At 63.8% G+C, this 26,338-nt stretch carries 21 protein-coding genes and 1 tRNA gene; 5 read left to right on the top strand and 17 right to left on the bottom strand.

Annotated features, from left to right (window positions below):
* Nucleotides 1-86 precede the first annotated feature (86 nt).
* From AC5IJH_RS04775 to AC5IJH_RS04765, 3 genes are all read left to right on the top strand, one after another.
* Nucleotides 87-608 (top strand): hypothetical protein, encoded by a 522-nt coding sequence (locus AC5IJH_RS04775; protein WP_491901662.1) that lies wholly within the window; start codon nucleotides 87-89, stop codon nucleotides 606-608.
* Nucleotides 609-646: 38 nt separating this feature from the next.
* Entirely contained in the window at nucleotides 647-1,798 is a 1,152-nt protein-coding gene (locus AC5IJH_RS04770) for a 3-deoxy-7-phosphoheptulonate synthase (RefSeq protein ID WP_491901661.1), read from the top strand.
* 63 nt (nucleotides 1,799-1,861) lie between these two features.
* On the top strand, nucleotides 1,862-3,025 hold the full coding sequence (locus tag AC5IJH_RS04765; protein ID WP_491901660.1) for an immunoglobulin domain-containing protein: 1,164 nt from the start codon (nucleotides 1,862-1,864) through the stop codon (nucleotides 3,023-3,025).
* A gap of 48 nt (nucleotides 3,026-3,073) precedes the next feature.
* Here the strand turns inward: AC5IJH_RS04765 and AC5IJH_RS04760 are convergent, their stop codons facing one another.
* The 3 genes from AC5IJH_RS04760 to AC5IJH_RS04750 all read right to left on the bottom strand — a co-directional run bounded on the left by AC5IJH_RS04760 (nucleotide 3,074) and on the right by AC5IJH_RS04750 (nucleotide 5,500).
* A complete protein-coding gene (locus AC5IJH_RS04760) occupies nucleotides 3,074-3,349 on the bottom strand; it encodes a hypothetical protein (RefSeq protein WP_491901659.1) in 276 nt (91 codons plus the stop codon).
* 342 nt (nucleotides 3,350-3,691) lie between these two features.
* The gene (ada, locus tag AC5IJH_RS04755) at nucleotides 3,692-4,786 is read right to left on the bottom strand and encodes a bifunctional DNA-binding transcriptional regulator/O6-methylguanine-DNA methyltransferase Ada (RefSeq protein ID WP_491901658.1); all 1,095 of its coding nucleotides are present in this window, start codon (nucleotides 4,784-4,786) and stop codon (nucleotides 3,692-3,694) included.
* Nucleotides 4,787-4,843: 57 nt separating this feature from the next.
* Nucleotides 4,844-5,500 carry a YoaK family protein gene (locus tag AC5IJH_RS04750; protein WP_491901657.1) on the bottom strand — a complete coding sequence of 219 codons (657 nt, stop codon included), beginning with the start codon at nucleotides 5,498-5,500 and terminating at the stop codon, nucleotides 4,844-4,846.
* Nucleotides 5,501-5,624: 124 nt separating this feature from the next.
* Between AC5IJH_RS04750 and AC5IJH_RS04745 the strand changes: the two genes are divergently transcribed.
* Together AC5IJH_RS04745 and AC5IJH_RS04740 are read left to right on the top strand one after the other, a co-directional pair.
* Nucleotides 5,625-7,376 carry a hypothetical protein gene (locus AC5IJH_RS04745; protein WP_491901656.1) on the top strand — a complete coding sequence of 584 codons (1,752 nt, stop codon included), beginning with the start codon at nucleotides 5,625-5,627 and terminating at the stop codon, nucleotides 7,374-7,376.
* A gap of 161 nt (nucleotides 7,377-7,537) precedes the next feature.
* Nucleotides 7,538-8,170: a dihydrofolate reductase family protein gene (locus AC5IJH_RS04740; protein ID WP_491901655.1), complete on the top strand. Its 633-nt coding sequence runs from the start codon at nucleotides 7,538-7,540 to the stop codon at nucleotides 8,168-8,170.
* A gap of 86 nt (nucleotides 8,171-8,256) precedes the next feature.
* Here the strand turns inward: AC5IJH_RS04740 and AC5IJH_RS04735 are convergent, their stop codons facing one another.
* From AC5IJH_RS04735 to AC5IJH_RS04670, 14 genes are all read right to left on the bottom strand, one after another.
* Nucleotides 8,257-10,212, bottom strand: coding sequence for a hypothetical protein (locus AC5IJH_RS04735; RefSeq protein WP_491901654.1), 1,956 nt, complete (start codon nucleotides 10,210-10,212; stop codon nucleotides 8,257-8,259).
* A gap of 104 nt (nucleotides 10,213-10,316) precedes the next feature.
* Nucleotides 10,317-11,330, bottom strand: coding sequence for a tetratricopeptide repeat protein (locus AC5IJH_RS04730; RefSeq protein WP_491901653.1), 1,014 nt, complete (start codon nucleotides 11,328-11,330; stop codon nucleotides 10,317-10,319).
* Between the two features lie 167 nt (nucleotides 11,331-11,497).
* Nucleotides 11,498-11,573: transfer RNA gene (locus AC5IJH_RS04725), tRNA-Thr, on the bottom strand.
* Between the two features lie 734 nt (nucleotides 11,574-12,307).
* Entirely contained in the window at nucleotides 12,308-13,474 is a 1,167-nt protein-coding gene (locus tag AC5IJH_RS04720) for a DUF6599 family protein (protein ID WP_491901652.1), read from the bottom strand.
* A gap of 45 nt (nucleotides 13,475-13,519) precedes the next feature.
* A complete protein-coding gene (locus AC5IJH_RS04715; RefSeq protein ID WP_491901651.1) occupies nucleotides 13,520-16,027 on the bottom strand; it encodes an N-acetylmuramoyl-L-alanine amidase in 2,508 nt (835 codons plus the stop codon).
* Nucleotides 16,028-16,150: 123 nt separating this feature from the next.
* Nucleotides 16,151-16,831, bottom strand: a complete 681-nt coding sequence (locus AC5IJH_RS04710; RefSeq protein ID WP_491901650.1) for a hypothetical protein — start codon at nucleotides 16,829-16,831, stop codon at nucleotides 16,151-16,153.
* Between the two features lie 60 nt (nucleotides 16,832-16,891).
* Nucleotides 16,892-19,588, bottom strand: coding sequence for an alanine--tRNA ligase (gene alaS, locus AC5IJH_RS04705; protein ID WP_491901649.1), 2,697 nt, complete (start codon nucleotides 19,586-19,588; stop codon nucleotides 16,892-16,894).
* A 9-nt stretch (nucleotides 19,589-19,597) separates the two neighbouring features.
* The gene (locus AC5IJH_RS04700; RefSeq protein WP_491901648.1) at nucleotides 19,598-20,455 is read right to left on the bottom strand and encodes a hypothetical protein; all 858 of its coding nucleotides are present in this window, start codon (nucleotides 20,453-20,455) and stop codon (nucleotides 19,598-19,600) included.
* Between the two features lie 39 nt (nucleotides 20,456-20,494).
* On the bottom strand, nucleotides 20,495-21,052 hold the full coding sequence (locus AC5IJH_RS04695) for a regulatory protein RecX (RefSeq protein WP_491901647.1): 558 nt from the start codon (nucleotides 21,050-21,052) through the stop codon (nucleotides 20,495-20,497).
* A gap of 4 nt (nucleotides 21,053-21,056) precedes the next feature.
* Nucleotides 21,057-23,303, bottom strand: coding sequence for a prolyl oligopeptidase family serine peptidase (locus tag AC5IJH_RS04690; protein ID WP_491901646.1), 2,247 nt, complete (start codon nucleotides 23,301-23,303; stop codon nucleotides 21,057-21,059).
* Between the two features lie 205 nt (nucleotides 23,304-23,508).
* Nucleotides 23,509-24,150: a Spy/CpxP family protein refolding chaperone gene (locus tag AC5IJH_RS04685; protein WP_491901645.1), complete on the bottom strand. Its 642-nt coding sequence runs from the start codon at nucleotides 24,148-24,150 to the stop codon at nucleotides 23,509-23,511.
* Nucleotides 24,147-24,776, bottom strand: coding sequence for a hypothetical protein (locus AC5IJH_RS04680; RefSeq protein WP_491901644.1), 630 nt, complete (start codon nucleotides 24,774-24,776; stop codon nucleotides 24,147-24,149). Before AC5IJH_RS04680 ends, AC5IJH_RS04685 begins: the two co-directional genes overlap by 4 nt.
* Complete coding sequence (locus AC5IJH_RS04675; RefSeq protein WP_491901643.1) at nucleotides 24,773-25,333, bottom strand: RNA polymerase sigma factor; 561 nt, start codon at nucleotides 25,331-25,333, stop codon at nucleotides 24,773-24,775. Before AC5IJH_RS04675 ends, AC5IJH_RS04680 begins: the two co-directional genes overlap by 4 nt.
* Nucleotides 25,334-25,595: 262 nt before the next feature.
* The gene (locus AC5IJH_RS04670) at nucleotides 25,596-26,135 is read right to left on the bottom strand and encodes a TlpA family protein disulfide reductase (RefSeq protein WP_491901642.1); all 540 of its coding nucleotides are present in this window, start codon (nucleotides 26,133-26,135) and stop codon (nucleotides 25,596-25,598) included.
* Nucleotides 26,136-26,338: the final 203 nt, after the last annotated feature.

Raw genomic sequence — 26,338 nt, 5'->3', positions numbered from 1 at the left:
ACCGCCCCACCCCCCCAACCGACGGTTTCCCCGGTACAACTTCGGGGGAGTGGGCCGCCACAGCGTGTGCTCCCTACTATTGCTGCATGCGTTACAAGGGTCTCAGCGTCTGCCTCATCGCACTGCTCGTCTTCTTCGGACTTCGCTCCGTCATGAAGCGCGTGGAGCCACGGGCCGTGGGACAGCCGGCGCTGCTCGACTCTGCGCCCCGGCCCCTGGCCTCCGGCACTCACCTCGCCTCGCTGGCTTCGCTCGCTGCCGGCGCGCTCGCCTTCGCCGTGATCCCCGGACGACCACGCCAGGCCGCCCCACGTGGCAACAGCAGCAGCGGCAACATCAGCACCCGCATCCGCACCCGCGTCCAGAAAATCACCACGCAGGCCGCCGCCCGGGCTGCTGCCCGACGCGTCGCCCCTCCCGCGCCGACGCCAACCATCCCCGACCCGGTCCTGCGCTGCCCGCGCTGTGATCGCTCCATGAACAGCGTCCTCGTCAACAGCGGCGAGCACCGCGGCCGCACCATGTGGCTCTGTCCGCAGTCGCCGGACTGCGAGGTCCGCCCGCTCACGCGACGCCGTCGGCCCATCTTCGTGCCGCACGCCAGCTAGCAGCGCACGCACACTCGCTACAATCAGAGGCAGCCATCATGCCTCACTCCACACCACCTGCGTCCTCCCCCACCTCTTCGCTCGCCACGGCCGAGCGCGAGTCCGATCCGTCTCACATCGATCAGTCCCGCATCGACCAGTCCCGCATTGACGACCTGCGCATCCGCGCCGCCAACGTCGTCGATCCGCCGCTGACCCTCGAAGCCGAGCGGCCCATCACCCAAGAGGCCGCCACGCTCGTCTACCGGAGCCGGCAGGAGATTCTCCGCATCCTGCGTGGCGAGGATCATCGCCTGCTTGTGGTCGTCGGCCCATGCTCCATCCATGACACAGCCGCGGCGCTCGAGTACGCGCGCCTGCTCAAGCCCCTCGCCGCCGAGCTCGCGAGCGACCTCTGCCTCGTCATGCGCGTTTACTTCGAGAAGCCGCGCACCACCATCGGGTGGAAGGGCCTCATCAACGATCCGCACCTCGACGAGTCCTACCGCATCAATGACGGCCTGCGCATGGCGCGCCACCTTCTGCTCGACCTTGCAGAGATGGGCGTACCCGCCGGCACCGAGTTCCTCGACATGATCACGCCGCAGTACCTGGCCGCGCTCGTCTCCTGGGGCGCCATCGGCGCGCGCACGACGGAGAGCCAGGTCCACCGCCAGCTCGTCAGCGGCATCTCCTGCCCGGTCGGCTTCAAGAACGGCACCTCTGGCGACGCCGGCATCGCCATCGAGGCGATCCTCTCCGCACGCCACCCGCACACTTTCCTCGGCCACACCAAGGACGGCCAGACCGCCATCTTCGAGACCAGCGGCAACCCAGACTGCCACCTCATCCTGCGCGGCGGCCGCGGTGTTACGAATTACGGCGCAGCCGATGTCGAGCGCATCGCGCAGCTCGAACAGAAGGCCGGCCTCACCCCTGCCCTGATGATCGATTGCTCGCACGCCAACTCGCGCAAAGACCACACCCGCCAGCCCCTCGTCTGCCGCGACGTCGCCGAGCAGATCGCGGGCGGCGACCGCCGCATCATCGGCGTCATGCTCGAGAGCAACCTGAAACCCGGCGCCCAGAAACACACCCCCGGCCAGCCTTTGACCTACGGCCAATCCATGACCGATGCCTGCATCGGCTGGGATGAGACCGTACCACTGCTAGAAGAGTTAGCGGAGGCAGTGCGCCGGCGCGCGGGCTGAGCTCGCTACGCACTTAGGACCGCCGCGATTCAACTAGGCGGTCCCAGTAAGCTGGGAGGCAGGATGGGCAACGGAACGTCTGCACGTCTCCTCACACTGCTCGCGTTGTTGGTGAGCGGCTGCGGGACCGGGTCAGAGGCGCCTACGGCAGCGTTAACCATCATTCAGCAGCCGAGCGACATCACGATTCCCCTCGGCACCTCTGCCACGTTTCACGTTTCCGCGCAGGCTGGCGGAGACGCGCTCACATACCAGTGGAAGCGGAATGGGCGACCGATCGCGGACACCAACTCGCCGGCTTACACAACTGCTCTCGTCAGTCTCGCGGACAACGGCGACCAGTACACGGCCACCATCTCGGATAAAAACCAGGAGTTGCAAAGCGAGGCGGCAACCTTGACGGTCGGCCCACGATCGCCCGCGACAGGCGATCTCCGCTTCCAAAACGTCGCCTCTCCACTCACGAGATCCGGCTACCGGGCGGAGGAAACGACAAACCTTATCTCGCGTGGGAGCTACGTCTTTTCGGATGCTTTTGGGACGCCGCTGAGCCTGGGGCTCGGTGCCTGCGGCGCAAACTATGGTCCAAACCCCGGCTGCTCCTGGTTGATTGAAACCTTCTCCGCGCCACAGAGTGTCGCCGGTTCTAGCATCAGCTACCAGTCTGGCTATCTCGATTCCTTCTCGGCGGATGTGAGCCAGGAGATCTCACGAACGAGCAGCGTAATTACATCTCTCGACTGTGAAGCCAATCCGAACACCTACGCGTGGGCAGTCATGAAGTCGACTCAATCTGCGCCGTTTCGAGGCGAGGTGCGGCATATCGCCGCTTCGGCTCTCGACGCTGATGTGCGTCCGCTCGCTGCGCAAGGCAAAGTAGTTACAGCACTATGCATAGCCAACGGCGTCACGACCTACACCGACTACGACTGGGATGCGGACCAGGCGACCGCCTACGAAACACAGATCTATGGGAACGTGACGTTCGATCAGATTGGGGCTCAGGCGAAGCTGTTGGCACAGAACGGATATATCCTTACCGCCCTTGGCGGCAGCGATATCGACGGATACATTCTGATCGGCACACGCGTGAGTGGGGATTCCCTGCCACGACCTATGATCGTGGTGAGTGAGAGTGGTCTTCCCAATTTGCGGGAATCGGGCTATGCCATCGTCGCTCTCCTGATTGACGCAAGCGGCACGACCACCTGGATCGGCGAACAATGAGCCGCTGAAGCTGTGAAATCTTAAACCGCAAATCGCCTGCTAACCGGGCTAACCTTTGCGCAGACTGTAGATCATGATCAGCGCGAAACCCGCACCACCAAACAGCCAGGTCCACGCGTACTCCTGCTGGATGTGGCGCCGAAGCGGACTCTCTGGCCATCGACGGCGGTGGTACTTCCATGCTGGGATCCACCAGAACCAGCGATAGCGTTGGGATGGATTGTCGGCCCGACAAGCATCGACGACCCGCAAGATCGCACGCCAGCATCGGAAGTAAAACACCATCGCCAGACAGAACAGCGCGATACCCGCAGCAAGCAGCATCCATTCACACCCTGCAATTCAGCTCTTCGCCCGCAGCCTACCGCTTGTGCCGAAATGGCAAGTTTAGGAAGCAAGCAGAAACGAAGTTGGCAGACTTGCCCAATGAATCTGTCACACTGGAATTAGGTCTCAAACAGGAAAAGCCACCTCGTCGGTGGCTTTTATCTTTACTGGATATCCCTGAACAGGAAGACGGGCGAGCTAAGTGCCATGAATGGATATCTTTACCCGTAAGTGCTCTCAACTGCCACACTTACCGCCCAGAAGGCGCTAAGTCATGACATGAGAGCGACATCCACCTAACCCGCCGACCCCGAGGGGGGAGGGGGTACCAGCTAGAAGCTAGCCGTCCTCCCGCTCCACCGCCAGCAACTGCTGCTTGCGCACCACGCCCCAGCGATAACCCGTGAGCTGACCGTCCTTGCCGACCACGCGATGGCAGGGCACGATCACGGCCAGCGGATTGCGCGCACACGCTCTCGCCACCGCACGCACGGCGAGTGGCTGCCCCAGCTCCGCAGCGAGCGCCGAGTAACTCCGCGTCTCGCCGCGCGGGATGGTCTGCAGCTTCCGCCACACCCGCTCCTCGAACGCAGTCGTCCGCAGATCGAGCGGCAGGTCGAGCGCGACCGGATGCTCCGTCATGCTCGCGATCACCGCGCGAGCCGCGGCGCCAAGCTGCACGTCCTCAAGCCCGGCACGCGTGATCGTCGCCGCGGAAAAGCGCTGCCGCAACTCCTGCTCGAGCGCGATGCGCTCATCGCCGAGTGCGACCGAGCACAGACCGCGCTCGGTAGCCGCCACCAGCATCAATCCGAGCGGGCACTCGGTCACGACAAAGCGGATGCGCTCGCCATCGCCGCCCTTGCGAAAGCGCTCCGGCCGCATGCCGAGCCGCTTGTCCGCCGCCTGGTACATGCGGCTCGGCGAGCTGAAACCCGCCGTGTAGAGCGACTCGGTCACACTGCGGCCGGCAGCAAGCTCAGTGCGCAGCCGCGTCGCACGCACCTGGATCTGGTACGCGCGCGGACTCACGCCGAGCACGCGCTCGAACATGCGCTGCACCGTGAACGGGCTCAGCCCTGTGACACGGCCCAGCTCCTGCAGCCGCACGACGCGGTCGATGTGCTCTTCGAGGTATGCGCACAGCCGCCGCACCAGCTCCGCCTCCGCGTGCTCGCCCGCCGGATGACAGCGCCGGCACGCACGATAGCCCGCGGCCATCGCCGCATCGGCATCGGCATAGAAGCGCACATGACGCCGCGCCGGACGACGGCTGGGACAGCTCGGGCGGCAGAAGATGCCGGTCGACTCGACCGCGTAGACGAAGCGGCCATCGCCCGCGGCATCGCGCGTCTCGACCTGCTCCCAGGCCTTCTCCGCATCCAGCAGGAACTCCGGCTTCGCGCCTGTCTTCGTTACGGTCATGGTTGCCATAGCAGGATACTGCGCCCCCGGCACCCATCCGCACACTCCGGTTCTTGCGCCCGAACTTCAGAACTGCTGCGGACGCAACGCGGTGAGCGCGAGAGACGCTACCGCGAGCAGCGCCGGCAACACAAACGCGTGGTGCGGCAGCGAACGCGTACTGACGGCGCCCAGCAGCCCGCCGACACCATACATGAACCAGCTCAGTGCGAACACCAGTGCCTCCGGATTGCGCTGCTTCGGATTCAGCACCGCTTCCCCCAGCTTCTCGAGGTCGCCGGTAATGAACGCGGTGTTCACCCGCACGTCACCGAAGCGCTGGAATGTCGTGTTCTGGATGCCGAGCATGAAACCCAGCAGCGCCAGCCACGGCATCGTGTGCGTGTGCGGCATCCACACCGAGAACACCACGAGCACCGCGCTCTCCGCGCTCAGCACCATCACTCTCTGTCGTTGCGTGATGGCGCCACCCAGCGCACGCGCGAGTAGACGGCCGACCAGCACACCGCCGACGAACGCCAGGATCACTGCGAGCCGCCCGAACACCTCGTGCCCGTTGCGCTCCAGGATCGCAACCGCCAGCATCACCGTGGCACCCGTCAGGTTGGCGACGAACACCCGCCCGTACATCAGGTAGCCGACCGCATCCACTGCGCCGGCCAGCGCATGCAGTAGTGCGATCAGCGGGACTGCGCGCACCTCGTGCTTGGCGTCGTTCGGCATCGCTCATCGGGTGAGATGCCACACCCGCCGGGTCTGCACGCGTGCAGTCAGCCGGGCGCGAACCATCGCTGCGCTCGCGACTTCGCCCTTGGCAGCACTGTCACTCTCCCTTAGACTGGCGCGCATGATTCTGCGTCTGTTTGCTGCGCGTCGTCCGTTCGGGGCCTGCCTGCTGTTCGCGCTTGCTCTCGCCGGCATCGGCCAGCCGACGCTGCACGCCACGACCGCTCCCCAGTTCAGCGTCACGTTTCCTGCCACGCGCAGTGCAGCGCCGCTCGACGGACGACTGTTGCTGCTGCTTTCGACGGATTCAACCGAAGAACCGCGCATGCAGATCGACGACACGCCGCAGACGCAGCTCATCTTCGGCATGACCGTCAATGCATGGAGGCCGGGCACACCGATGACGGTGGATGCGAGCGCGACCGGCTACCCGATCCACTCGCTCGCCGACGTACCCCCGGGTGACTACTACGTCCAGGCGCTGCTCAACCGCTACGAAACCTTCCATCGTGCGGATGGCAAGACGATCAAGCTCGCTCCGGATCGCGGCGAAGGCCAGCACTGGAACATCGCTCCCGGCAACCTATACAGCAAGCCGGTGAAGATGCGCCTCGGCAACGGAGGCAAGCTACTGCCCATCGCGCTGACCGAAGAGATCCCGCCGATTCCCCGAGCAATGGACACGAAATACGTTCGCCACATCCGCATCCAGAGCGATGTCCTGACGAAGTTCTGGGGGCGGCCCATGTTCCTCGGCGCCATCGTGCTTGTGCCGGAGGGCTTCGATGCACACCCGGAAGCGCGCTTTCCTTTGATCCTGTTTCACGATCACTTCGTGTCACAGTTCGATAACTTCCGCACCGAGCCGCCGGACCCGAATCTCAAGCCGGACTACAGCGAGCGCTTTCACCTGGCGGGCTACAACCGCATCATTCAGGACGAGGGCTACAAGCTCTACCAGCAGTGGACCAGCCCGGGCTTTCCGCGCGTACTGATCGTGAAGCTGCAGCATGCGAATCCGTACTACGACGACAGCTACGCGGTCGATTCGGCCAATGTGGGCCCGTACGGAACAGCGATCGAAACGGAGTTAATCCCGGCGATCGAGAAGCGGTTTCGCGCGATTGGCGCAGGCTGGGCGCGGTTTGCATACGGTGGCTCCACTGGCGGGTGGGAGTCGCTGGCCGTGCAGATATTCTACCCAGATCACTACAACGGAGCCTTCGTTTCCTGCCCCGATCCAGTCGACTTTCACGCTTATACCAACATCGATCTGTACGAGCAGAAGAACGCGTTCTTTCTGGAAGGAGCGCACAAGCAGGTGGACCAGCCGGCCATGCGCGACTATCTCGGCCACACCATGCTCACCATTCGCGAGAACCAGCAGTACGAGCGCGCACTCGGAGATCACGGCCGCTCCGGCGAGCAATGGGATATCTGGCAGGCGGTGTACTCACCCGAAGGCGCAGACGGCTACCCGCAACCCATCTTCGATAAAGAGACGGGCGTGATCGATCCCCAGGTCGCGGCGTACTGGCGCGACCACTACGATTTGACCGAGTACCTGCGGCGCAACTGGGCTACGATCGGCCCGAAGCTACAGGGCAAGTTACATATCTATGTTGGAAGTGATGACACGTATTTCCTCAATGACGCGGTCTATCGCCTGGAGTATTTCCTGAAGTCTGCCAACCCGCCATATGAGGGCGAGGTGACCTACGGCCCGCGCGCAGAGCATTGCTGGAATGGCGATCCTACGCTGTCGAACGCCTTCTCCCGGCTGCACTACAACACCATGTACCTGCCAAAGATCCTCGACCGCATTGAGAAGACGGCACCCACCGGTGCCGACCTCAAGAGCTGGCGCTACTAGCACACACGAAGTCGACCCTTATTTCGCGGACGGCGTGAGGCTATAGCCATCGCCGAGCACCGCGAGCGTCAGTTGCGCATCACAAACATCACCACTTGCACGATAGGATCGGTCTCGCGACTTGCGACACACTGCAAGTCGCGTTTACATGGAGGCGGTGTATGGGCAAGGTTCGCGTGGCGGGATTCTCGATCTCTCTGGACGGCTTCGGAGCCGGTCCGGACCAGGACCTCGAACAGCCGCTGGGCCGGCGAGGCCGCGAGTTGTTTCAATGGTTCTTCCCGACCCGAACATTCCAATCGATGATCGGCAAGCAGGGCGGAACGGAGGATCGCTTCGCCCGCGCATCAGCCGAGGGCTTCGGTGCGTTCATCCTCGGTCGCAACATGTTCGCGCCGAGCCGTGGCGAATGGCCGGACGACGGCTGGAAGGGCTGGTGGGGCGACAATCCCCCGTACCACGCACCCACGTTCATCCTCACGCATCACCCACACGATCCAATCGTCATGGAGGGCGGTACGACCTTTCACTTCGTGACGGAAGGGATCGACGCGGCTCTTGCCCAGGCGCGAGCTGCCGCAGGCGACCTCGACGTCAAGATCGGCGGCGGCGCTGCGACGGTGCGCCAATATCTCCTCAGCGGCGCCATCGATGAGATGCATCTCGCCGTCGCGCCAACTGTGCTCGGTCGCGGAGAGCCACTGTTCGCTGGCCTGGACCTGCCGGCACTTGGCTATCACGTCCGAGAGACGGTTCCGACAGAGTACGCCACGCACGTCGTGCTCGCACGGTAGCTGCTATTTGCGTTGCAGACCGCGGAAGCGAAAACACCGCACTCGCCGGTTGCTGACCTCAGGAGCAGGCATCACCGACACAGACGTCAGCGACTGAGAGCGATTGAGACGATCACCCCGGGTGCTCCCGCCGCGGCGTCGGCGTAGTCCACCTTCGCCTTTGTATCCTTCAGGTCGTTGCAGGGGTTCATGTCGCCTTGCGGCGTGTAGTTCACCGCGCTGATTTCGAGCTTGAAGAAGTTCGCCGTCGTGAGCGTTACATCGGGCCCTTTGTCCGACTGCGCTACGGTGAGCGTCAGCTTCGAAGGGAAGACGCACGTCACGCTCCGGATGACACCCTGGACGGAGTGGTGCCCGCTGACAGCTGGCGTGTCGGCGGCCGTTTCAGCGGATGCACTTGCACTCACTGTCGCTTCGGCCGGAGCTGCGCTGTCCTCCTTCAACAGGTACATGCTCCCATCGTTGTTAGGGATGGCCATCGTGCGTGCGGAAGCCCCTCGCTGCATGCGCGGAAAGGATTTCGCCGAAAGCGTCACTCCATCCGTGTGCACTGGTGCATGGTTCTCCGGTCGATCGTTGTAGTGCGCCAGCATGGTGAGCTGCTGGTCGATCCTCTGCTGGTCATCCGGGCTCTTCGCGACATGCTTTGCTGTTTCCAGCACGCGAATTGCAGAATCGAATTGCTGCGTGCTGATCAGCACCGAGGCTGCATTCAGGCGGTAGGTCAGATTGTCCGGCTCAAGTCCGATGGCTTGCACATTCATCATGTGAGCTTCTGCCTTCTTCGCCGGATCTTCTGCCAGCACGTGCGCGAGCAGGTCATACGACGGCGCGAACGAGGGGTTCAGGCGGATCGCCGCTCGCAGGCTCGACTCGATCTGAGTTGCATCTCCCTCGCGAGACTGCAAGGACGTCAGTGCGTAGTAGTAGTGTGCGAAGTAGCTCTGTGAATCAAGTTGCACTGCTTCGCCGTACCATTTGCGGGCAGCTGAATTATCGCCCTCGCGAAGCGAGAGATAGCCCATCGTCTCGTGCGCTTGGGCGTTCTTCGGGTCGGCCTGCAGCACCGTTGCGATCAGCGCCCGTGCCTCCGGCTTGCGATCGCTATAAGCCAGCACGTCGGCGCGCAGCGCGTCGGCCGCAGCCTCCGCGATCGGCTGGCTCTGGAAGCTGGTCGCGTCCACGCTCACGGCCATCTTCGCCTCGAAGACCTTGTATTCGCCGTGCGCAACGTACATGTCCAGGTCCTTCTGTAGCTGGCGCAGGTCGCCGAATGCCTGCTGCGCGGCAAGGGACGGGTCGGTCTTGGCCTTCAGCAGGTGCATGTAGTCGCTGAGCCGGTTACGCGGCTTGCCCCAGTCCGAGTTAATCAGGTAGTGCGTCAGTGCCCAGGACTCGGCGTAGAAGACAGAACCCTTCTGCTCGTCGTGGTAGTAAGGCGACGTATGGTCCACGGCAAAAAGAACCGGCAGGGAGATGAGCCGATGCTCCCGCAGATAGAACAGATCTTCGGGAGACGGTCGTCCCAGCAGGACGTCTTTTTCGTGAATATCGCTGTTTTGGTAGAACTGCGCCTGACCCTCGTTCAACCAGAGGGGTAGCCACTCACCGGCCTTCCTCATCGTGTAGTGCGCGTATTCGTGGTACATGGGTGCGTAGGGATGCTCTGCGTCCGCATCCAGCCGCAACAAGATGTAGTTCTTGTCCTGGGTGCGCTGAAAGTACCCCGCGAGGTTCAGCTGATTCTTGGCGAGATATGCAGCCGGCTCCACAGCCGCGAAGTCTTTCTTGTTCTTGAGCGCCAGCACCGTGATCGGCGGCTCGGATGCATCCGCGCCCGCTGGCAACAGCGCCTGGAATACACTGCGCATGCGCTCGAGTTGCAGCGCCACCTCGCGGCCGCGCTTCTCGCTGCTGTCGGTCACGACGCGGAAGTGCGGGCTGGTGACCTCGAACCATTGCGGCGCACTCGCAGCAGCCGAGCGCAGTGGGGTCAGGACAGCCAACAGGCCAATCAGGAGAACAGGCAGAAGTCGCCGCATAGGTGGGCCGATGCTACCTCGCATACAGAGCAGAGAGAAGACATTTCTCTCGCTTTGCTGTTACGAGTACGAGCGCTCTGCTAGTTCGGAACCAGAGAGACGTATCAGGCAGGGAGGCCGGGGCCACGCTCGGCTGCGGGGGCCGACGGTGGCCGCACCTCAAGCCTGCGACGGGGCGCCCAGGGCGAACGATGGACGATGGTCAGCTTCTCGCGCGACAGAATCTTGCGCGCCTGCGCCCGGGCATGGGTCGCCCAGGGCCCGACAGGGTCCAGCTTCAGGTACACGGTCCAGTGGCGCAGCGCGCGGCGACGCTCGCCCGTCCGCTCATACGCAAGCGCCAGGTTGTAGTGCGCATCCGCGTATTTGGGCACCAGGCGGATCGCCGTCCGGTAGGCCTCGATGGCATCGGGCAGCCGCTCCAGCTCGTCGAGCACATTGCCCAGGTCAAAGAATGCGAGCGCGTACTCAGGGTCCGAGACCGTAGCCCGGCGATAGAGCTCCTCCGCCCGCCGGAACTGGCGGCGGTTGTAGCAGATCGTGCCCAGGTTGATCGCCGACGGCGCGTGATGCGGATCCAGGTGCAGCACCTGCTCGTAGCCTTCTGCGGCTTCCTCGAGACGGCTGTTCTCCTCCGCCTGCACCGCCTGCAGGAACGCGGCCGAGACGCGCGCTTCGAGCGCAGCGGGGTTCGCCTGGACATTGGGCAAAGCGGGCTGTGTGGCTGAGGCGCCCGGCGCGTCGAAATCGAAGACAAACTGACGCGCAATCGGCTCCATGACGGCCCCGGAATGGCGAAACAGCACGCGCGAGCCACGACGGGAGGCCGAGGCTTCAATCAGCGGATTGCTCATCCCCGAGACGGCTTGCATGGCATCGACCGAGGCACGGATGTTCGCGACGGAGACGCGGTTCGCCCTGAGATCCCGAAGTTTGCGGAATTGAACGAGATCCTGAAAGCTGTACGACTCGCCCGCTTCGACCAGGCCTGCACGCTCCCATGCCACCATCTGCCGGGCATGAATGCGCAGAATACGAAGAACGTCCTGACGGCTATATCGGCTCACAGCGTCACGCTCGTCGCGGGGCCCGAGCCCCGAATCTGCAAAGCGACCCATCTGCCTCCCGGCCCTGCCAGCACGCTCCGCGGTGGAGGTGGCAGACGGGGAGGCGCCTTGGTGCGATTATCCGGAGCGCGGCGCAGACGCGCAACCGCAGCAGCCAAAATAGAAGAGGAAAAAGAGGTACAAAACTCGGAGAGAACCGAAGTGGATACCCGGTCCTGTGGAGCCGACGACCGGACTTGAACCGGTGACCTGCCGATTACGAATCGGCTGCTCTACCAACTGAGCTACGTCGGCGCTCCTCGGCTGATTGTAGCGTTCCGCGCGAGCAGCGGTAAAGGTCACGACCCTGCGGAAAAGCGCACCAGGAACGCTGCGCTGACGAGTCGCCCAGCTTAGGCGTGGGTCGCGCGTGATGCCGCGTCGACTTACCTCATCGATCACCGCCGCATGGCGAGGAAGCCCGAAGATGGGCAGATCGCACGCTGCACCTTCGTCTGCATGCCGTCTCCATACCACCCGGGCCCGAGTCCTTCAGCTCGGCTCTACGACGAGCCCCAGACGGCCGCAGGAGGTAAGGGGGCCGGAGCAGGCTAATCATCGCTCACAGGGTGTCTGTAACGCTCCTATCAGTCAATTCCCCGACGGGTTCAAGGCTCGGACGGACAGCTCTTCCCTGCCCGTTTTGCGCAACGAAAAAGCCACCCGGCAACAGGGTGGCTTTTTCTTAGGGAGAATAGCTCCAACGGAGGCAAGGCCATCAGAACTTTCTTGGCGTCATAGTATGGGCGGCCTATTGGGGTGTCAAGACCAAATCCAGCACCTGCTAAGATCATCGTTTTCAACGGGTTAGCAAATTCTCCTGCCAAGGCGGCGAATTGTCAAGTGTTCGCCTTTTGTTCACGTAAGTACCTGCCCGAGAGCAATAAGCCGCCTGATTTCTGCGGGTTGCTCTCAGAGTTGCACCGATTCCGGTTCAAACCGAGACCATTCAGCCAGAATCTACCCGGATGCCACGACTGTTCCGTCGCCTAGCGAAGGTCCAATTTGATGAATTCCATCTCGTCCACCGTCGACGCAGACTTGCCGCGGAGCACCCGGTAAAGCGCCCGGCCGCCGCCAAGAAAGATCCCGAGCAGGAATGTAGCGCCACAGGCGATCAGGCAGAAGATGATGACGTTCGAGAGTAGCTTCGCAGCCTTGGTCGTCTCCGGCACGTACCCGGCAGGATTGTTCCAGGTCACCGAGGCTTCGTAGTGAATCCGGTCGAGCAGCTTGTGCGCGTCGCCTGCGTCGATGGCACCACTCGTGATCGCGACCAGCAATCCGCTGCGCTTGGCCATGAGCGCCTGCGTGTTGCTTGCGGCCAGCGGCTCAGGAAACGGCGGCTGGCTCGTGCTGCCGGCCCTCAGATATGCCGCGATGGCCCGCTCGCGATCCGCCGCGATCTGTGGGGTCGGGTACTCGATCAGGGTCAGCGTGCCCTCGCCGCTCGACAGGTCGAAGCCGCCGCTCAGCACTTCGGGGCTCTTCGAGAAGTCGATCAGCGTCGCGGGCAGCACGCCACCGCTCAACGTGTACGCCTGCGGCCCCAACGAATAACGGGTGTGCGTCGGTTCGAGATTCTGCCGCGGGAGGAATCCGGGCAGCGCTGGCGGGATTCCGGCCGAGCCGCTGACCATCGGCAGTCTGTCGGCGAGTTCGCGGAGTTCCGCCGCGGACATCGCGGTCAGGTGATCGAACTTCGCGTCCACCACGGTTGCGCCATTCCAGAAGATGACACGCGACCCGTTGACGGCTGCGCTCTTGCCGATGTCCTCCGGGTGCATGCCCGGGATGCGATAGAAGGTGTAGGCCCCGTAGGCTCCCGAGGCGTCGCCGAAGCGGATGGCGCGCAGCGTGACGGAGTTGATGTTGTTCTTGTACGTGCCGGTAGCGAAGTCACGAAAGCCGTACTCCACCAGCACTTGCGCGTTCGTGGGATCGACGGTGCCCGGCTCGGTCGACTTCTCAAGGCGACCCTCAAGCGCAAATCCGGCAAAGCTCTCCGGCAGCAGCGGTGCGGGGGCAGCCATCGCCATGTTCGGCTGCTTGGGATGCGCAGTTTTCGAAGCGGCAGGCTGCGCGATCACGACCGGAGCCAGTGAAACGGCGAGCAACAAAGAGAAGGGGAGCGGAACTCGGAAACGGGACTGCATTTCCTCCAGATTACTCCTCAGGTACCCGGCCCGGCACATCCACTTCTACTGCCCCGGCGCGCGTGTATTCGCCGCAATGCGCAGACCGCTGAGCCCGCTGCAATAGTGCGCGACGCCCCGATAGAGCGACTCCGCGATGCGCTCACGGTATTCCCCGCGACGCAGTTCCGTCGCGTCCGAGGGGTTCGTCAGGAACGAGATCTCTGCCAGAATCGACGGCATGTTGGCCCCGATGAGCACGACGAACGGCGCCTTCTTGACGCCCCGATCTCGCAGGCCGGGATTGTCCCGCTCGAGTCCGCTGTAGAGCGAGTGCTGCACATCGACAGCGAACTCACGCGACTCGTCGATCTTGTCCTTGAGCGTGATCTTCTTCACCAGCCCGGCGAGCTCATGCACCGACTGATCCGACACGGCATTCTCACGCGCAGCGACTTCGAGCGCATCCGGGGAGGTGGTGAAGTTCAGATAGTACGTCTCGACGCCACGCGCTGTCGGGTCCGAGCTTGAGTTCGCGTGCACGCTGATGAACAGGTCCGCTTGCGCCTTGTTCGCGATTGCGGTGCGCTGTTCGAGCGGGATGAACGTGTCGTCGTCACGCGTGTATGTCACGTCCGCACCAAGCCGATCGTGCAGCAGCTTGCCAAGCCGCAACGCCACATCGAGCACGATGTCTTTCTCCTCGATCCCGCCCGGCCCGAGTGTGCCGGAGTCGTGCCCGCCGTGCCCGGCGTCGACCACGATGCGCCCGATCTTCAGCCCAAGCGCGCGCGTGAGGGAGCGCTGTCCATCGAGCGTCGAGCGCGCCTCGCGCGCAGCGCTGCGCGACGGAGTAGGTGACGGCAGAGGGGCTTGCGACGGTGGGATGCGCGGCGTCTCGACATGCGCGGTAGCCGGAGTGGCATCGGATGCGTCCGCATCGCCGTCATCGACCACTACGCGCGTAGGCGGGTCCGGTGCTTTCGTGCTGTCAGGGTCCGCCGGCTTCACTGCTCGATCAGTGGTTGTCTGACTGTCGGGACGCGCTGGCTTGTGGCGCGATCGGCTGTGTGGTGTGTTTGTTGCGTCGGGCGCAGCGCCCGGCAGATCGAGCTTCGCGCCCTCGTCTTCGCTCTCGCTGTCCGGCTTCGTTTCGCTCTTCCGGGAGCTTCCGGGCACGCGTGCCACGTTGGCCGAAATCGGTCCGGTCGTCGGGCGGCTGGTCGCCTTCACCTGGTCCGGATGAGCACCCAGCGATGCGATGTCACGCAGCTCACGTGTCGCCTGGGGCGTGCTCGCGTTGCTCGCGTCGGCGCTCGTCGCCACCGGCTGTGCCGGGCGCTCTGCCTGACTGGCTATTGCATACTGCGGAGCGGCGCTGCCCGGACGACGGCCGTGGATGTCAATGATGAGACGCCACGGATTGGGCAGGAAGAATGCCGAGTAGTCACTGACCTGGCTGACGTCCAGCACGATGCGCGTCACATCGTTCGAGAACTGCGCCACTCGGATGCGCTGCAGGAATCCGTCATCTGTCACCGTGACTGTCTTCCCGATCAGCTCCGGCGCAACGCGCGCGCCGTGCAGGTCGAAGTAGATCCGATCCGGATTCGGCACACGCGCCGCTTCGTACTGCACCTGATCCTGCAGATCGATCGCGACCCGCGTATAGACCGGTGTGGACCAGTGCCGCACATTGGTGACAACCGGCAGCCGCCCACGATGCTGCTGTGCCGCGGTGCGCATCGCGCCGGTAAGCAGCGGCTGCCCTGCCGCAGCATCGGGCGTCTGCCGCACCGATATCGCGACAGCCGAGTCCGCGACTGGCGTGGACAGTGCAGGCGCCTGTTCGACCTTCGTTAACTCGTTCTCGCGTGGAGCCACAGTCCGTGTTGGTGCCGACGCAGTTGTGGGCGTCGCGGGTTGCGCGACAGCGGAATGCAGCGGCTTGGTCTGGACCGGCGTATTCCGCGCCGAGCTCACTTCGTGGGTCGGACTCTGGGGCGACGTTCGAGTCGCGGGCGCTGCTTGAGCGACCTGCGCTGCGCTCTGGTGACGGGTCTCGCGCAGCCCGGCGCGCGCCTGCGCTGCGAGCGGGTGATGCGGGTAGCTCTTCAGGAAGTGCTGGTATGCGGCACGGGCTGACGCAGGATCATGCAGATCGTGCAGGTAGATGGAACCTTCGGCCAGCAGCGCAGACTCGCCGTAAGGGCTCGCCGGGTATTGCGCGCGAAGGAATTCGAACTGCCCGATCGCGTCGTGCGATGGCTTCTCGTCCCCCAGCACACGGCCCTCTTCAGCAAGCAGTCCCGCCACCATGTTCACGGCGGTGGAGGCCTTCGAGTCTCCGGGATTTGCGTGATAGACGGAGCGGTACGCCTCGAGCACGCGCTCGTAATCGCCGCGATTGCGGGCGCCCTCGGGCTTGCCCTCAAGTGCATCGCGTAACTGCTCGGCACGTTCAAAGGCAGTGTGCCGCGCCGCATGAGCTGCCGACGGCAGCAGCGCGAAGATCGCCAGGGCAGCGAGACAACCGCGCCGCAGGACGGACGAGGGAAAGAGCCGTGCCGGCATAAATGATCGACGGAGACTTCGCGCCAGAGCCCTCATTATAGGTGGCGGCACCCGCCGCTCGTCTCCGGTGAATCCTCCGGATACCTACTTCAACACTGGCCAGGTCGGAAGGTCGCGCCCACTTCAGGACTGGCCGGCAAGCGCCTTGGTGTACATACGATTGAGCTCTTCCGCGATGGCGTTGTAGATCAGCAGTTCGCCCTGCACCGCGAGTACCTTCTGAAGGGCGGCGTTCACATCGGCCTTCTTTACCGGGTCATCAGATTTCTTATCCAAATCAAACCTGGCGAAGATTTGGAACGACTCTGCGTACACATTGCCGACGCGGGAGCTCTCTCCGGTGAAGAGAGCCTGCTGATCATAAAGCGCAGCATAACGCTTCACCTCCGGATAGCCCATGAAGGCGAGCGCGCCAGTGGTCCGGGCCGTGCTCCAGCTTGCGTCCTGCAGAGACGCACTTTCCAAACGGAGCGTAACGTTAAGACCCCTCTCGTTCAGGTTGTTTCGCAGGGCCGAAAGCACCTCGACATTGTGCTTCATGTCGGCCTGCTCCTGGTGGATGTGGTCGATGTCGCTGCGCAGCTCCTTCTGATTGTCCTCAATTTCGGTGCGGATGTTCTCGCGCGCCTCACGCACCAGGTGGCGATGGTGCTGCCACTCCACGCAGCCTTCAAGCGACAGCGCGATGAACAGGCCGACCGTGATGGTGGCCAGGTGAATCAGGATGTCGCGCCAGCTATGCGCCGCCTCATGCGGCGGGTGCACATCGAGCATCGGTCGTTCCTCTTGGTCTACGTCGTTCATGATGCGCTCTCTTCCGTTAAGAAGAGAGCGTCATCATCGTAACGGACCCCGCAATCCCGATCAGCCGAGTATGCTGCCGACCACCTCGGGCGCGCTCGCAAGCGCCGCATCAAGCTGCGTTGCATCCTTGCCGCCGGCCTCTGCAAGGTCCGGACGTCCGCCACCCGAGCCGCCAACCCGTTGCGCGATCTGGCCGACGACCTTGCCCGCCTGCACGCGATCCGTCAGGTCCTTAGTGACGCCAACGATCAGCGCAACCTTGCCATCCTCCGCCGCCGAGCCGAGCACGACCACACCCGAGCCAAGCTTGCCGCGCAGGTTGTCGACGAGAGTGCGCATCTGTCCGCGATCAAGCGACGCCACGCGCTGCGAGAGCACCTTGACGCCCTTGATCTCGACCGCCTGGTCTGCCGCCGACGCAACTGACGACGCAGCCGACTTCATGCGTGCCTGATCGAGCTCACGGCGCAGCTTGCGGATCTCCTCTTCCTGCGCCGCGAAGCGCTGGCGCAGTGCGTCCGCGGGAGCAGTGTCCGCGCCGCCGCCAACCTGCGATGCCAGTTGCGCAGCGTCGTAGTCGCGACGAAATTCGGAGAGCGCACCCAGACCGCTGATTGCCTCGACGCGCCGCACGCCCGAGGAAACGCTCGACTCTCCGAGCAGCTTCAGCACGCCAATCTCACCCGTTGCGCCAGTGTGCGTGCCACCACACAGCTCTGCCGAGAAGTCCCCAATCTTCACGACGCGCACGCGCTCACCGTACTTTTCGCCGAACAGGGCCATCGCCTTCAGCTCGTTGACGGCGACATCGATCGGCACATCCTCGAGCGTCACCACAGGCGTGTTGCCCAGCACCTGGCGATTGACGATCGTCTCGATATCCGCAAGCTCTTCATCTGCTACCGAGGCGAAGTGCGAGAAGTCGAAGCGCAACCGGGTGGGATCGACCAGCGAGCCAGCCTGCTTCACATGTGGACCCAGCACAGACCGCAATGCGGCATGCAGCAGGTGCGTGCCGGTATGGTTGCGTCGCGTGGCGTTGCGGAACTCGGCATCGACCACGGTATCGACACGCATGCCGACGGCTAGCTGTTGACGCAGCTTGACGCGGTGCGCGCGCACGCCCTGCACGGGCATGACGCATCCGAGCACATCGGCGATCACCGCGTTGTGATCGTCCGAACGCAACCAGCCGCGATCGCCAACCTGGCCGCCGGAGTCGGCGTAGAACGATGTGTGGTTGAGCACGACCTCGACCTCGTCGCCTGCTTCGGCCGCCGGCACACCGACGCCGCCGCGCACCAGTGCGAGCACGTCGCAGCCAGTGGAGATGAGGTGGCCGTAGCCCTCGAACACTGTCTTCGGCAGCTCGCGAAATGCCGGGCTGGCCGACGCTTTCGCGCCGCCCTTCCAGGAAGCGCGAGCACGTGCCTGCTCTTCAGCGCGTGCTGTCTCAAAGCCGGTCAGATCGAATTCGATGCCCTGATCGCGCGCGGCATCGACCATGAAGTCGAGCGGTAGACCGTAGGTCTCGTATAGATGGAATGCCTTGACACCGGCATACGTCACCGTGCCAGCACTCTTTTTTTCAGCGAGCAGAGGGGCAAAATCCTGCTCCAGCCGCACCAGCCCCTGCTCCATCACACGCGCGAACTGACGTTCCTCCGCGAGTACGACCTTGCTGACTCGGTCGGCGGATTCCTCCAGTTCCGGATAGGCCCCTGCCATTTCATCGCGCACGGCGAAGACCATTTCGTACATGAAGGGCTCGGCCTGGCCGAGCAGCCGTCCGTGCCGAATACCGCGGCGCAGGATCTTGCGCAGCACGTAGCCTCGACCCTCGTTCGCGGGCAGCACGCCATCACTGATGAGAAATGTCGCGGCGCGTGCGTGGTCGGCGATGATGCGGAGCGAAGGATTGCTGAGCAGATCCCCCCGCGTATGCGTCAACTCCGCGGCCCGTTCAATCAGCGGAACGAATAGATCCGTCTCGAAGTTCGACAGCTTGCCCTGTAGGACGGCGGCCATGCGCTCAAGCCCTGCTCCCGTATCAATCGACGGCTTGGGCAGCAGCGCCAGCTCGCCGGTTGCGCTGCGATCGAACTGCATAAAGACGAGGTTCCAGATCTCGACATAGCGCGCATCGTCTTCGCCGAACGGCAGATTCTTGCCGGTTTCAGATGCAGCGAGCCCCATGTCGTAGAAGATCTCCGAGCAGGGCCCGCATGGGCCGGTGTCGCCCATCTGCCAGAAGTTGTCCTTCATGCCCATCTCGAAGATGCGATCCGCGGGAACGCCCTGCTCGCGCCAGTAGCTGTGCGCCTCTTCATCGCGCGGCACGCCATTCTCGCCCTTGAAGATAGTGACGTAGAGGCGGTCCTTCGGGATGCCGAACCACTTGTCCGACGTGACCAACTCCCACGCGAAGGCAATCGCGTCACGCTTGAAATAGTCACCGAAGCTGAAGTTGCCGAGCATCTCGAAGAACGTGTGGTGGCGGCGCGTGAAGCCGACGTTCTCCAAATCGTTGTGCTTGCCCCCGGCACGGACACACTTCTGCGACGAGGTGGCGCGGTTGTAGTCGCGATGCTCGAGCCCAAGAAACACATCCTTGAATTGGTTCATGCCCGCATTGGTGAACAGCAGCGTGGGGTCGTTCTGCGGGACAAGCGAGGACGAGTGCACGCGACGGTGCCCCTTCTCCTCGAAAAAGCGAAGAAACATCTCACGAATCTCGTTGCCGGAGCGCACTTGCATAGCTCAAGTCTACAGTTGCGCGCCTGCGGGCGATGCATCGTCGCGCGGCATCCAGATGGCCCCTTCGAGCCTGCGGTCAGCGTTGCTGCAAGCTGGCAGGTGTGCCAGTTCATCGCGGTGCTGCATCATGCCGAGCAGAGCAGCCAGGGCGTCAAACGCATCGGGCGAACGCCGCGCATCAGCAAGCGCCTGTTCCGGCACTTCGCTGCAACTCGGCTGATCGAGCCATCGCGCCCGCGCCGCGGCCTGGCTGACCTTTGTACGCCCGGTGAACAGGCGCGGGTAGATCTCGAGCGCGATCGGGCAGCGCGGCTCATCAGGTGGCTCGTCGAACGGCCAGATCGCGAAGCCCGCACGACGGAGCGCAAGCAGCCACGGCATGCCGCGCACCGAGCCGGTGCCGACAGCGCCCGCACCGCCCACCTGAAATGGTGATGACGGCAGCCGCCCGACCCGCTTGGCGGCGTCGCGATCGGTCACGCGATAGCCCAGCCAGCCACTGCCGTTCAAGCCCGGCACGGCGCGATGTCCTTCCGGGCAGCTGCGCCCGGGCCGTCCCCAGAACGGCGGCTCGCACCCGGTCAGCCAGCGCTCGCCCTCGTTCGCCGCACACCGCCACAAGGCCGGCGCCTCTGCGACGCCGAGGCTGCGCGTGAACCACGCTGGAAAGCTGAATGCGAAGTCAAAGCCGGCAACCAGTTCCGGATCAGAAGCGGCTGCGGCGACCACATGCGCGATCGTCTCCTCGCGGGTGCGCTCATTCGTAAGCGTGACAGCGGCGGGATCGGCGCCTTCGGCCACCCAGATGTGCTTGCGCTGGCCGCCCACGTCCTGACTTCCCGACCAGTCCACAGCCATCAGTCGCATGCGCTCTCCTCTTTACGGCAGTGGGGTGCGGCAGTGGGGCTACTCTGCGTCGGCTTCGGGCTCGGCCAGCTCACCGAGCGCTGTCTCATCCTTGACCCAGCGGCGAAGAACACGGAACACAGTCGGTGGCGAGAAGCCCGCCCCGATCAGCCGGCGCATGGTGCGCGCCGCGTCCTTCTTGTCCTTTGGCTCGGGCATGCGCTTGCGATCGATGTAGGCACGAGCCAGCGTCTCTTCATCAACGTTGGCGTAGGCCGTATCGAGCGTCGTCGCGGTCAGCTCCGGGTGCACGCCCTTCTGCATCAGTCCCTGCTGCACGCGCCGCCGCCCGAACTTCTGGTTCTCCTGGCGCAGTCGCGTGTAGTCCGCCGCAAAGCTCGCATCGTTCAGGAAGCGATACTCCTTCAGCTTCGAAATCACCGCAGCCATCGCCTGCTCGCCTTCGTCACCCTCGGCCGCGCGGGTGCGCAGCTTGCGTTTCAGCTCAGCCACCGTCTGCGCGCGACGCCCCAGCGATGCAACGGCGTATTCAAACAGCGCCGCTTCGCCAAGTGGTTCGCGCGGTTTCTTCGGACGCTTTCCGCCGCTAAAGGGCACTTTGCTACTCCCCTGCGCGATGCTGACTGGCCGGCTTGGTCGCTTCCGCGGTCCAGCGATCGCACCACGCGTTGACCGTGCGATACCACAGCTCAGAGTTCTGCGGCTTCAGCACCCAGTGGCCCTCGTCCGGGAAGTAAAGCATCTCCGACGGAACGCCCATCCGCTGCAGCGTGGTGAACAGGCTCATGCCCTCGCTCACATCGAGCCGATAGTCGAGCTGCCCGTGCACCACCAGCGTCGGTGTCTTGAACTGCGCCGCGTAGAGCGCGGGCGACCAGCGCCGATACCCAAGCCGATTGGACCACGGTGTTCCGCGAAACTCCCACTCGTTGAACCACAGCTCATCGCTGGCTCCGTAGGCGGCCTCCGCGTCAAACATCCCGTCGTGAGACACAATGCAGCGGAACCGCTCCGTGTGACCGAGGATCCAGTTCGCCATGTAGCCGCCATAGCTCGCGCCCAGGGCGCACTCGCGCTGCCGGTCGATGAACGAAAAGTGCTGCTCCGCCGCATCCAGACCGCGCATCAGGTCGATGTACGGGCGGCCGCCCCAGTCGTTATTCACTCCATCCACAAAGCCCTGGCCATAGCCCGTGGAGCCGCGCGGATTCACCATTACGACCACATACCCGTTGGCTGCGAGCAGCTCGGCATTCCAGCGATAGCTCCAGCTGTCGCCCCATGCACCTTGCGGCCCACCGTGGATAAGAAACTTCACCGGATACTTCTTCGCCGAGTCGAAAGCTGGCGGCCGAATCAGGAATCCCTCGACGCGCACGTTACCCGCGCCGCGAAACCAGTAGTGCTCCAGCTCGCCAAGATCGAGCTGCGCGATCAGCGTGCGATTGAGCCGGGTCAGCGGCTGCTCGGTGACCTCCGATGGCTCCGCGATCGGCGCGACACGGCGCCTCGCTGTCCTCACCGGTACGGTGCGGGTGCGCAGCTCCGGCGTGGTCGTTGGCTTGGCGTGGTGAAAGGACTCCTCGCTCAGGTTCAGCAGCGTGATCTCCGCCGGCCGCTTCACCGTCACTCGGCTCGCGACCAGGTGCTGGTTATCCGCAGTGGGGTGCAGATCGCCGTACTCTCCCCGACGTGCCAGATAGCTGCGCTGCCCGGAGGCAAGATCGAGTTGAAACAGCGGCTCCTCGCCTTCGTCGCCTGCCGTGAAGTAGAGGCTGTGCGAATCGGGCGACCACGCCAGCTCATCCACCCACCTGTCGAAATCGTCCATGGGCAGACTGATTTTCTTCGTGGCACGGTCGTAGAGCGCGAGCCGGAAGCGATCGCTCTCGTATCCGGCGCGGGCCTGCGAACGCCACGCAATGTACTTGCCGTCCGGCGAATACAGCGGGCTCACGTTGCCGCCCGCGCTGTTCGAGATCTTCACCGGCTGCGCTGCGGCGTCGGTCAGGTCGAGCGTCCACAAGTCCACATGCGTCGAGATCGCCGGCATGGGATCGGTGTTCTCTTCAAAGACCAGCTCCCTGCTGTCGGGCGAGAAGGCGTACGGATCGGGGCCACCCAGCGCGAACGGCGGCACATCATGCGGATCGCCAGGGTTCAGATCACGCGCAGGTCCGGCAGCGAGCCCATCCGGACCAAGCTTCTGCAAAAACAGGTGCGAGCGCGTCTCGCCGGTAAATGCATTCCAGTGCCGGTAGAGCAGATGCGTGAAGATCTGCGCCTTCACCTTGCTCTCGCTCTTCGCCTTGGCGCGCTCTGTGTCGCAGCTCTCCTGCTGCGGGCCCGCCGGGCAGTCCGCGTACACGGCCGAGGTATAGAGGATGCTGGTGCCGTCTGGCGACCACATGGCGCCGTCCGCGCCCAGCGCTGCGTGCGTCACCGGCTGCGCATCGCCCAGCGTGCCGCTGTGCGGGTCAAAGCTCGCGACGTACACCTGTTGCACGCCCTCGCGTGCACTCTGGAACAGAACCTTCGTGCCATCGGGCGAGAAACGCCCATGTCCCTCACCCGGCAGCGATGCGGTGATGGGCTTTTCTTCCGTCGGCTTTGAACCAATGCCGGTCGGGACCAACCATAGGTGCGAGGTCTTGCGATTCTGTGCGAGATCGACATCGGTCACGGCGAACAGGACCCAGCGTCCGTCCGGCGAGAGTGACAGGTCATCGAGCCGCCGCATCTTCGCTAAATCGTCGTAGGTCATTGGCCGGCGCGCCGGCATCTGCGCCAGGGCCGCAGAGGAGGTCAGGAGGGAGAGCAGCAGCACGGCACACAAACGAGGGCGCATCGCGAGCTCGGAAGAAAGGATGAGGACTCCCTATCCTACCTGCTCGCCTCCGTTCGCACGCGCATCGAGTGTCGCTGACGCAACAGATGCAGCGAAGCCGCTGACGACACGATCCGTCAGCGGCTCGAAAATTCTGCACACAAGCGAGGAGCCCGAAAGAGAACCACACCGGTTCCCTTTCGCGTGTCGCAGGTGCCGGTGCGGACTAGTTCCCCGGACCACTCGGAGGGGGCGGTGTCGGAGCACCGGGACCGTCTCCGTGTCCGTCACGTCGGTCACCACGATCCCGGCGATCGCGATCGAAGTCGCCGTGCCGATCCCGTGGCTCGAGCGTCTGCAGCGTCTTCCACTGCTGCGGCGTCAGTTGCCGGCGCAGTTCGATCAGCATGCGCGCATTCGCCTTTTCAAGCTCAGCGCGAGCCTCAGCGACGCGGTCCACCTGTGCCAGCGCAGCCTTCTCGTCCAGTTGGTCTGCCGACATCAGCGGCTCGAGGATGGTTTCCTGCTTTTCAACCGCCGCGTGGTCGTCAATCAGCTTAAGCCGGCTCTGCTGGAAGATGTCGTCCATCTTCTTCTGCTGATCGGTGCTCAGCTCCAGCTTCTGCGCCACCTCCGGGTTATCCCACCAGCGGCCCGGAGGCCCCATGCGCATCGGCGGACGGCGCGATGCGAACGGTCCACCGCCGCGTCCAGGTGCTCCGGCAGGAGCATTCCCCGGCGCTCCGGGAGACTGCTGCGCGCGGAGCGGCGCATTGCCCAGCAGCAGTGCTGCGGAGACCGTCAGAGACGTCAGGGTCAGGGAAAGGACGCGCGTCGTGCGCGCCCGAAATCGGAGTGTCTGGCTCATGTCGTTCGTTCTCCTTCGAAGATCTGTGTGTGCGCGAACGGGTGCGTTCGCTCGCGAATTTCGCTGCGTTCCGGATGTGGGGCACTGTGCTGCTGGAAAGCCAACGCTCTACTGCGTCTGGGTCGCTTCTCGGGTTGTGCTGCTGTCCGACCCCAAGCTGCTGCCATTCCCTGAGTTGCTAGTCCACGAGAGCGGCTGCATCGGCTGCGGCAGACCTGCGACACGTCCTGGTCCACCTCTTCGAGCAGCGCGTTGTCCGCGGCAAGCTGCTGTTGCCGCTGCTCCGCCGCATGCATGGCCAGCGCTGCCCGGTGCGCTTGCCAGCGCGGCATGCCCACGCCGAGCAGCAACGCGAGCATCGTGACGGCCAGCGCCAGCCCGGCCGCCAGGCCGCGCCAGGCGTGGGCTGCATGCGAGGGGCGCCAGGCTCTCGTGGTGGCCGCCTTCTCTGCGGCGAACTGCCGTGCCGCCATCCCGAACGAGCGGACTGCCTCCGCCAGTTCGGCGACCTCGCTGCGGCAGCGCGGGCAGTTCTCAAGGTGCGCACGATCTTCGGCCGTGGCCTCGTTCATCTCAAAGCGAAGCAGGGCTTCGTCACTCAGGTGCAACTCCCGCAACTCGCTCATCGTTCCTCCCCCACCCGGCGCTTCACCACCGCGAGTGCGCGGTAGAGATGCGACTTCACCGTGTTCACGTTCATACCGGTCGCGTCAGCGATCTCCGGCAGCTCCAGCTCTTCCACAAAGCGGAGCACGAAGACCTCGCGCTGCTTCGCGCTCAATGTCTCGACCGCGCTCCAGACCCCGGCCACCCGCTCGCGCGCGATCAGCTGGCGCTCGCTCGAGCTCGCATCGTCCGGCAGCCGCTCGCTGATCTCGGCAGCATCGACGGTCGCCGCCTTGCGCCAGAAGCGCAGCTTAAGGTTGCGCTGGTAATCGCGGACCAGGTTCACTGCAATGCGCATCAGCCAGGTGCTCATCGCGCATTCGCCGCGAAAGCTGTCCCGCGCGTTGTGCGCACGCAAGAAGCAGTCCTGGGTCAACGACTCTGCCGCATCCTCGTCATGCGTCGCGAACAGGATGTAGCGGAAGATGCGCCCACGATAGAGCCGCACCCACTCGTCCACCCCGCTCATGGCGGACAGCTCACCGGTGGTCATCACCCTCGCGATCGCTTGTTCCATGCACGCTGCGCCTGTCCCCGGCCGTCTCTCCTTGTTTGGCCGCCGAACATCTCATCCGGCACCGGAATAGACGAGCCTTCGGCCGCCGAGTTTACAGCCTTTGTCAGAATTCTGGCGAAGGTGCTTCCTCGGGCGCGAGCGGTTGGATTTCAGCGCGCTCGTGCCGAATCAGTGGGGAAGGCAGGAGTCCTGGACGCCGGAAGCTCGAGGCGAGTTCTCGTATCCAAGTCCTTGCGGTCCTCGCCTCATAAGGGTTCCTCGCCTACTGAGCGCGGCTCTTCAGTTCGTCGATGAACGAGATGACGGAGGGATGAGCCCAGTCCGCTCCACCCGCATGCTCCATCGCGATGCGGCCGTCTTTCGAGTAAAGAAACGTGGCTGGGTACTGATGGAAATACATCGCAGGTGGGATCTCGTCATCTCGCGTTACGAAGAACGGCAACGTGTAACCGCCCAAGCGCGCGTAGCGTTCGACTTCCTGCGGCGTATCCAACCGCGAAACGATGAGAAACACCACCTCCGGGTCATCTTTGTAGTGCGCATAAAGCTGTTGGACCGTGGGCATCTCCGCGACGCATTGAATGCACCAGGTACCCCAGAGATCGAGAAAGACTACCTTGCCTCTGAAGTCGCTCAGGTGCTGAGTTCTTCCGTGAAGCGTCTGGAAGGTCAGATCGGGGGCAGGAAGCGATACCGCCTCAAGATGCGGCGAGCGCGATTCAACACTCTTCCGAATTTGGTGAAATAGGAGCAGGCCTACAGCAACCCCGACGATGGTCAGGGAGAGGAGCGCTGCAGCCATCCACTTCCACACAGGTCTCATCCGGTTCTCCCATTTTGGGCGTGCATCGCATTCCAAAATTCCGTCGACCAAGATAGCAGCGAGAAGGCGGATTGAGCCTCCCTGCTAAACACTCTCCCCCGGATGGGGGATCATGGCCTCCCTTTGGTTCCATTGTTCCCGGACCGAACCTGCCCTTGAATAAACGGGAAGACTGCCCGGCG

It is taken from the genome of Candidatus Dedyshia acidiphila (assembly GCF_051025295.1).
Taxonomy (GTDB): Bacteria; Acidobacteriota; Terriglobia; order Terriglobales; family Acidobacteriaceae; genus KBS-83.
This window is presented reverse-complemented; position numbering and strand designations above follow the sequence as displayed.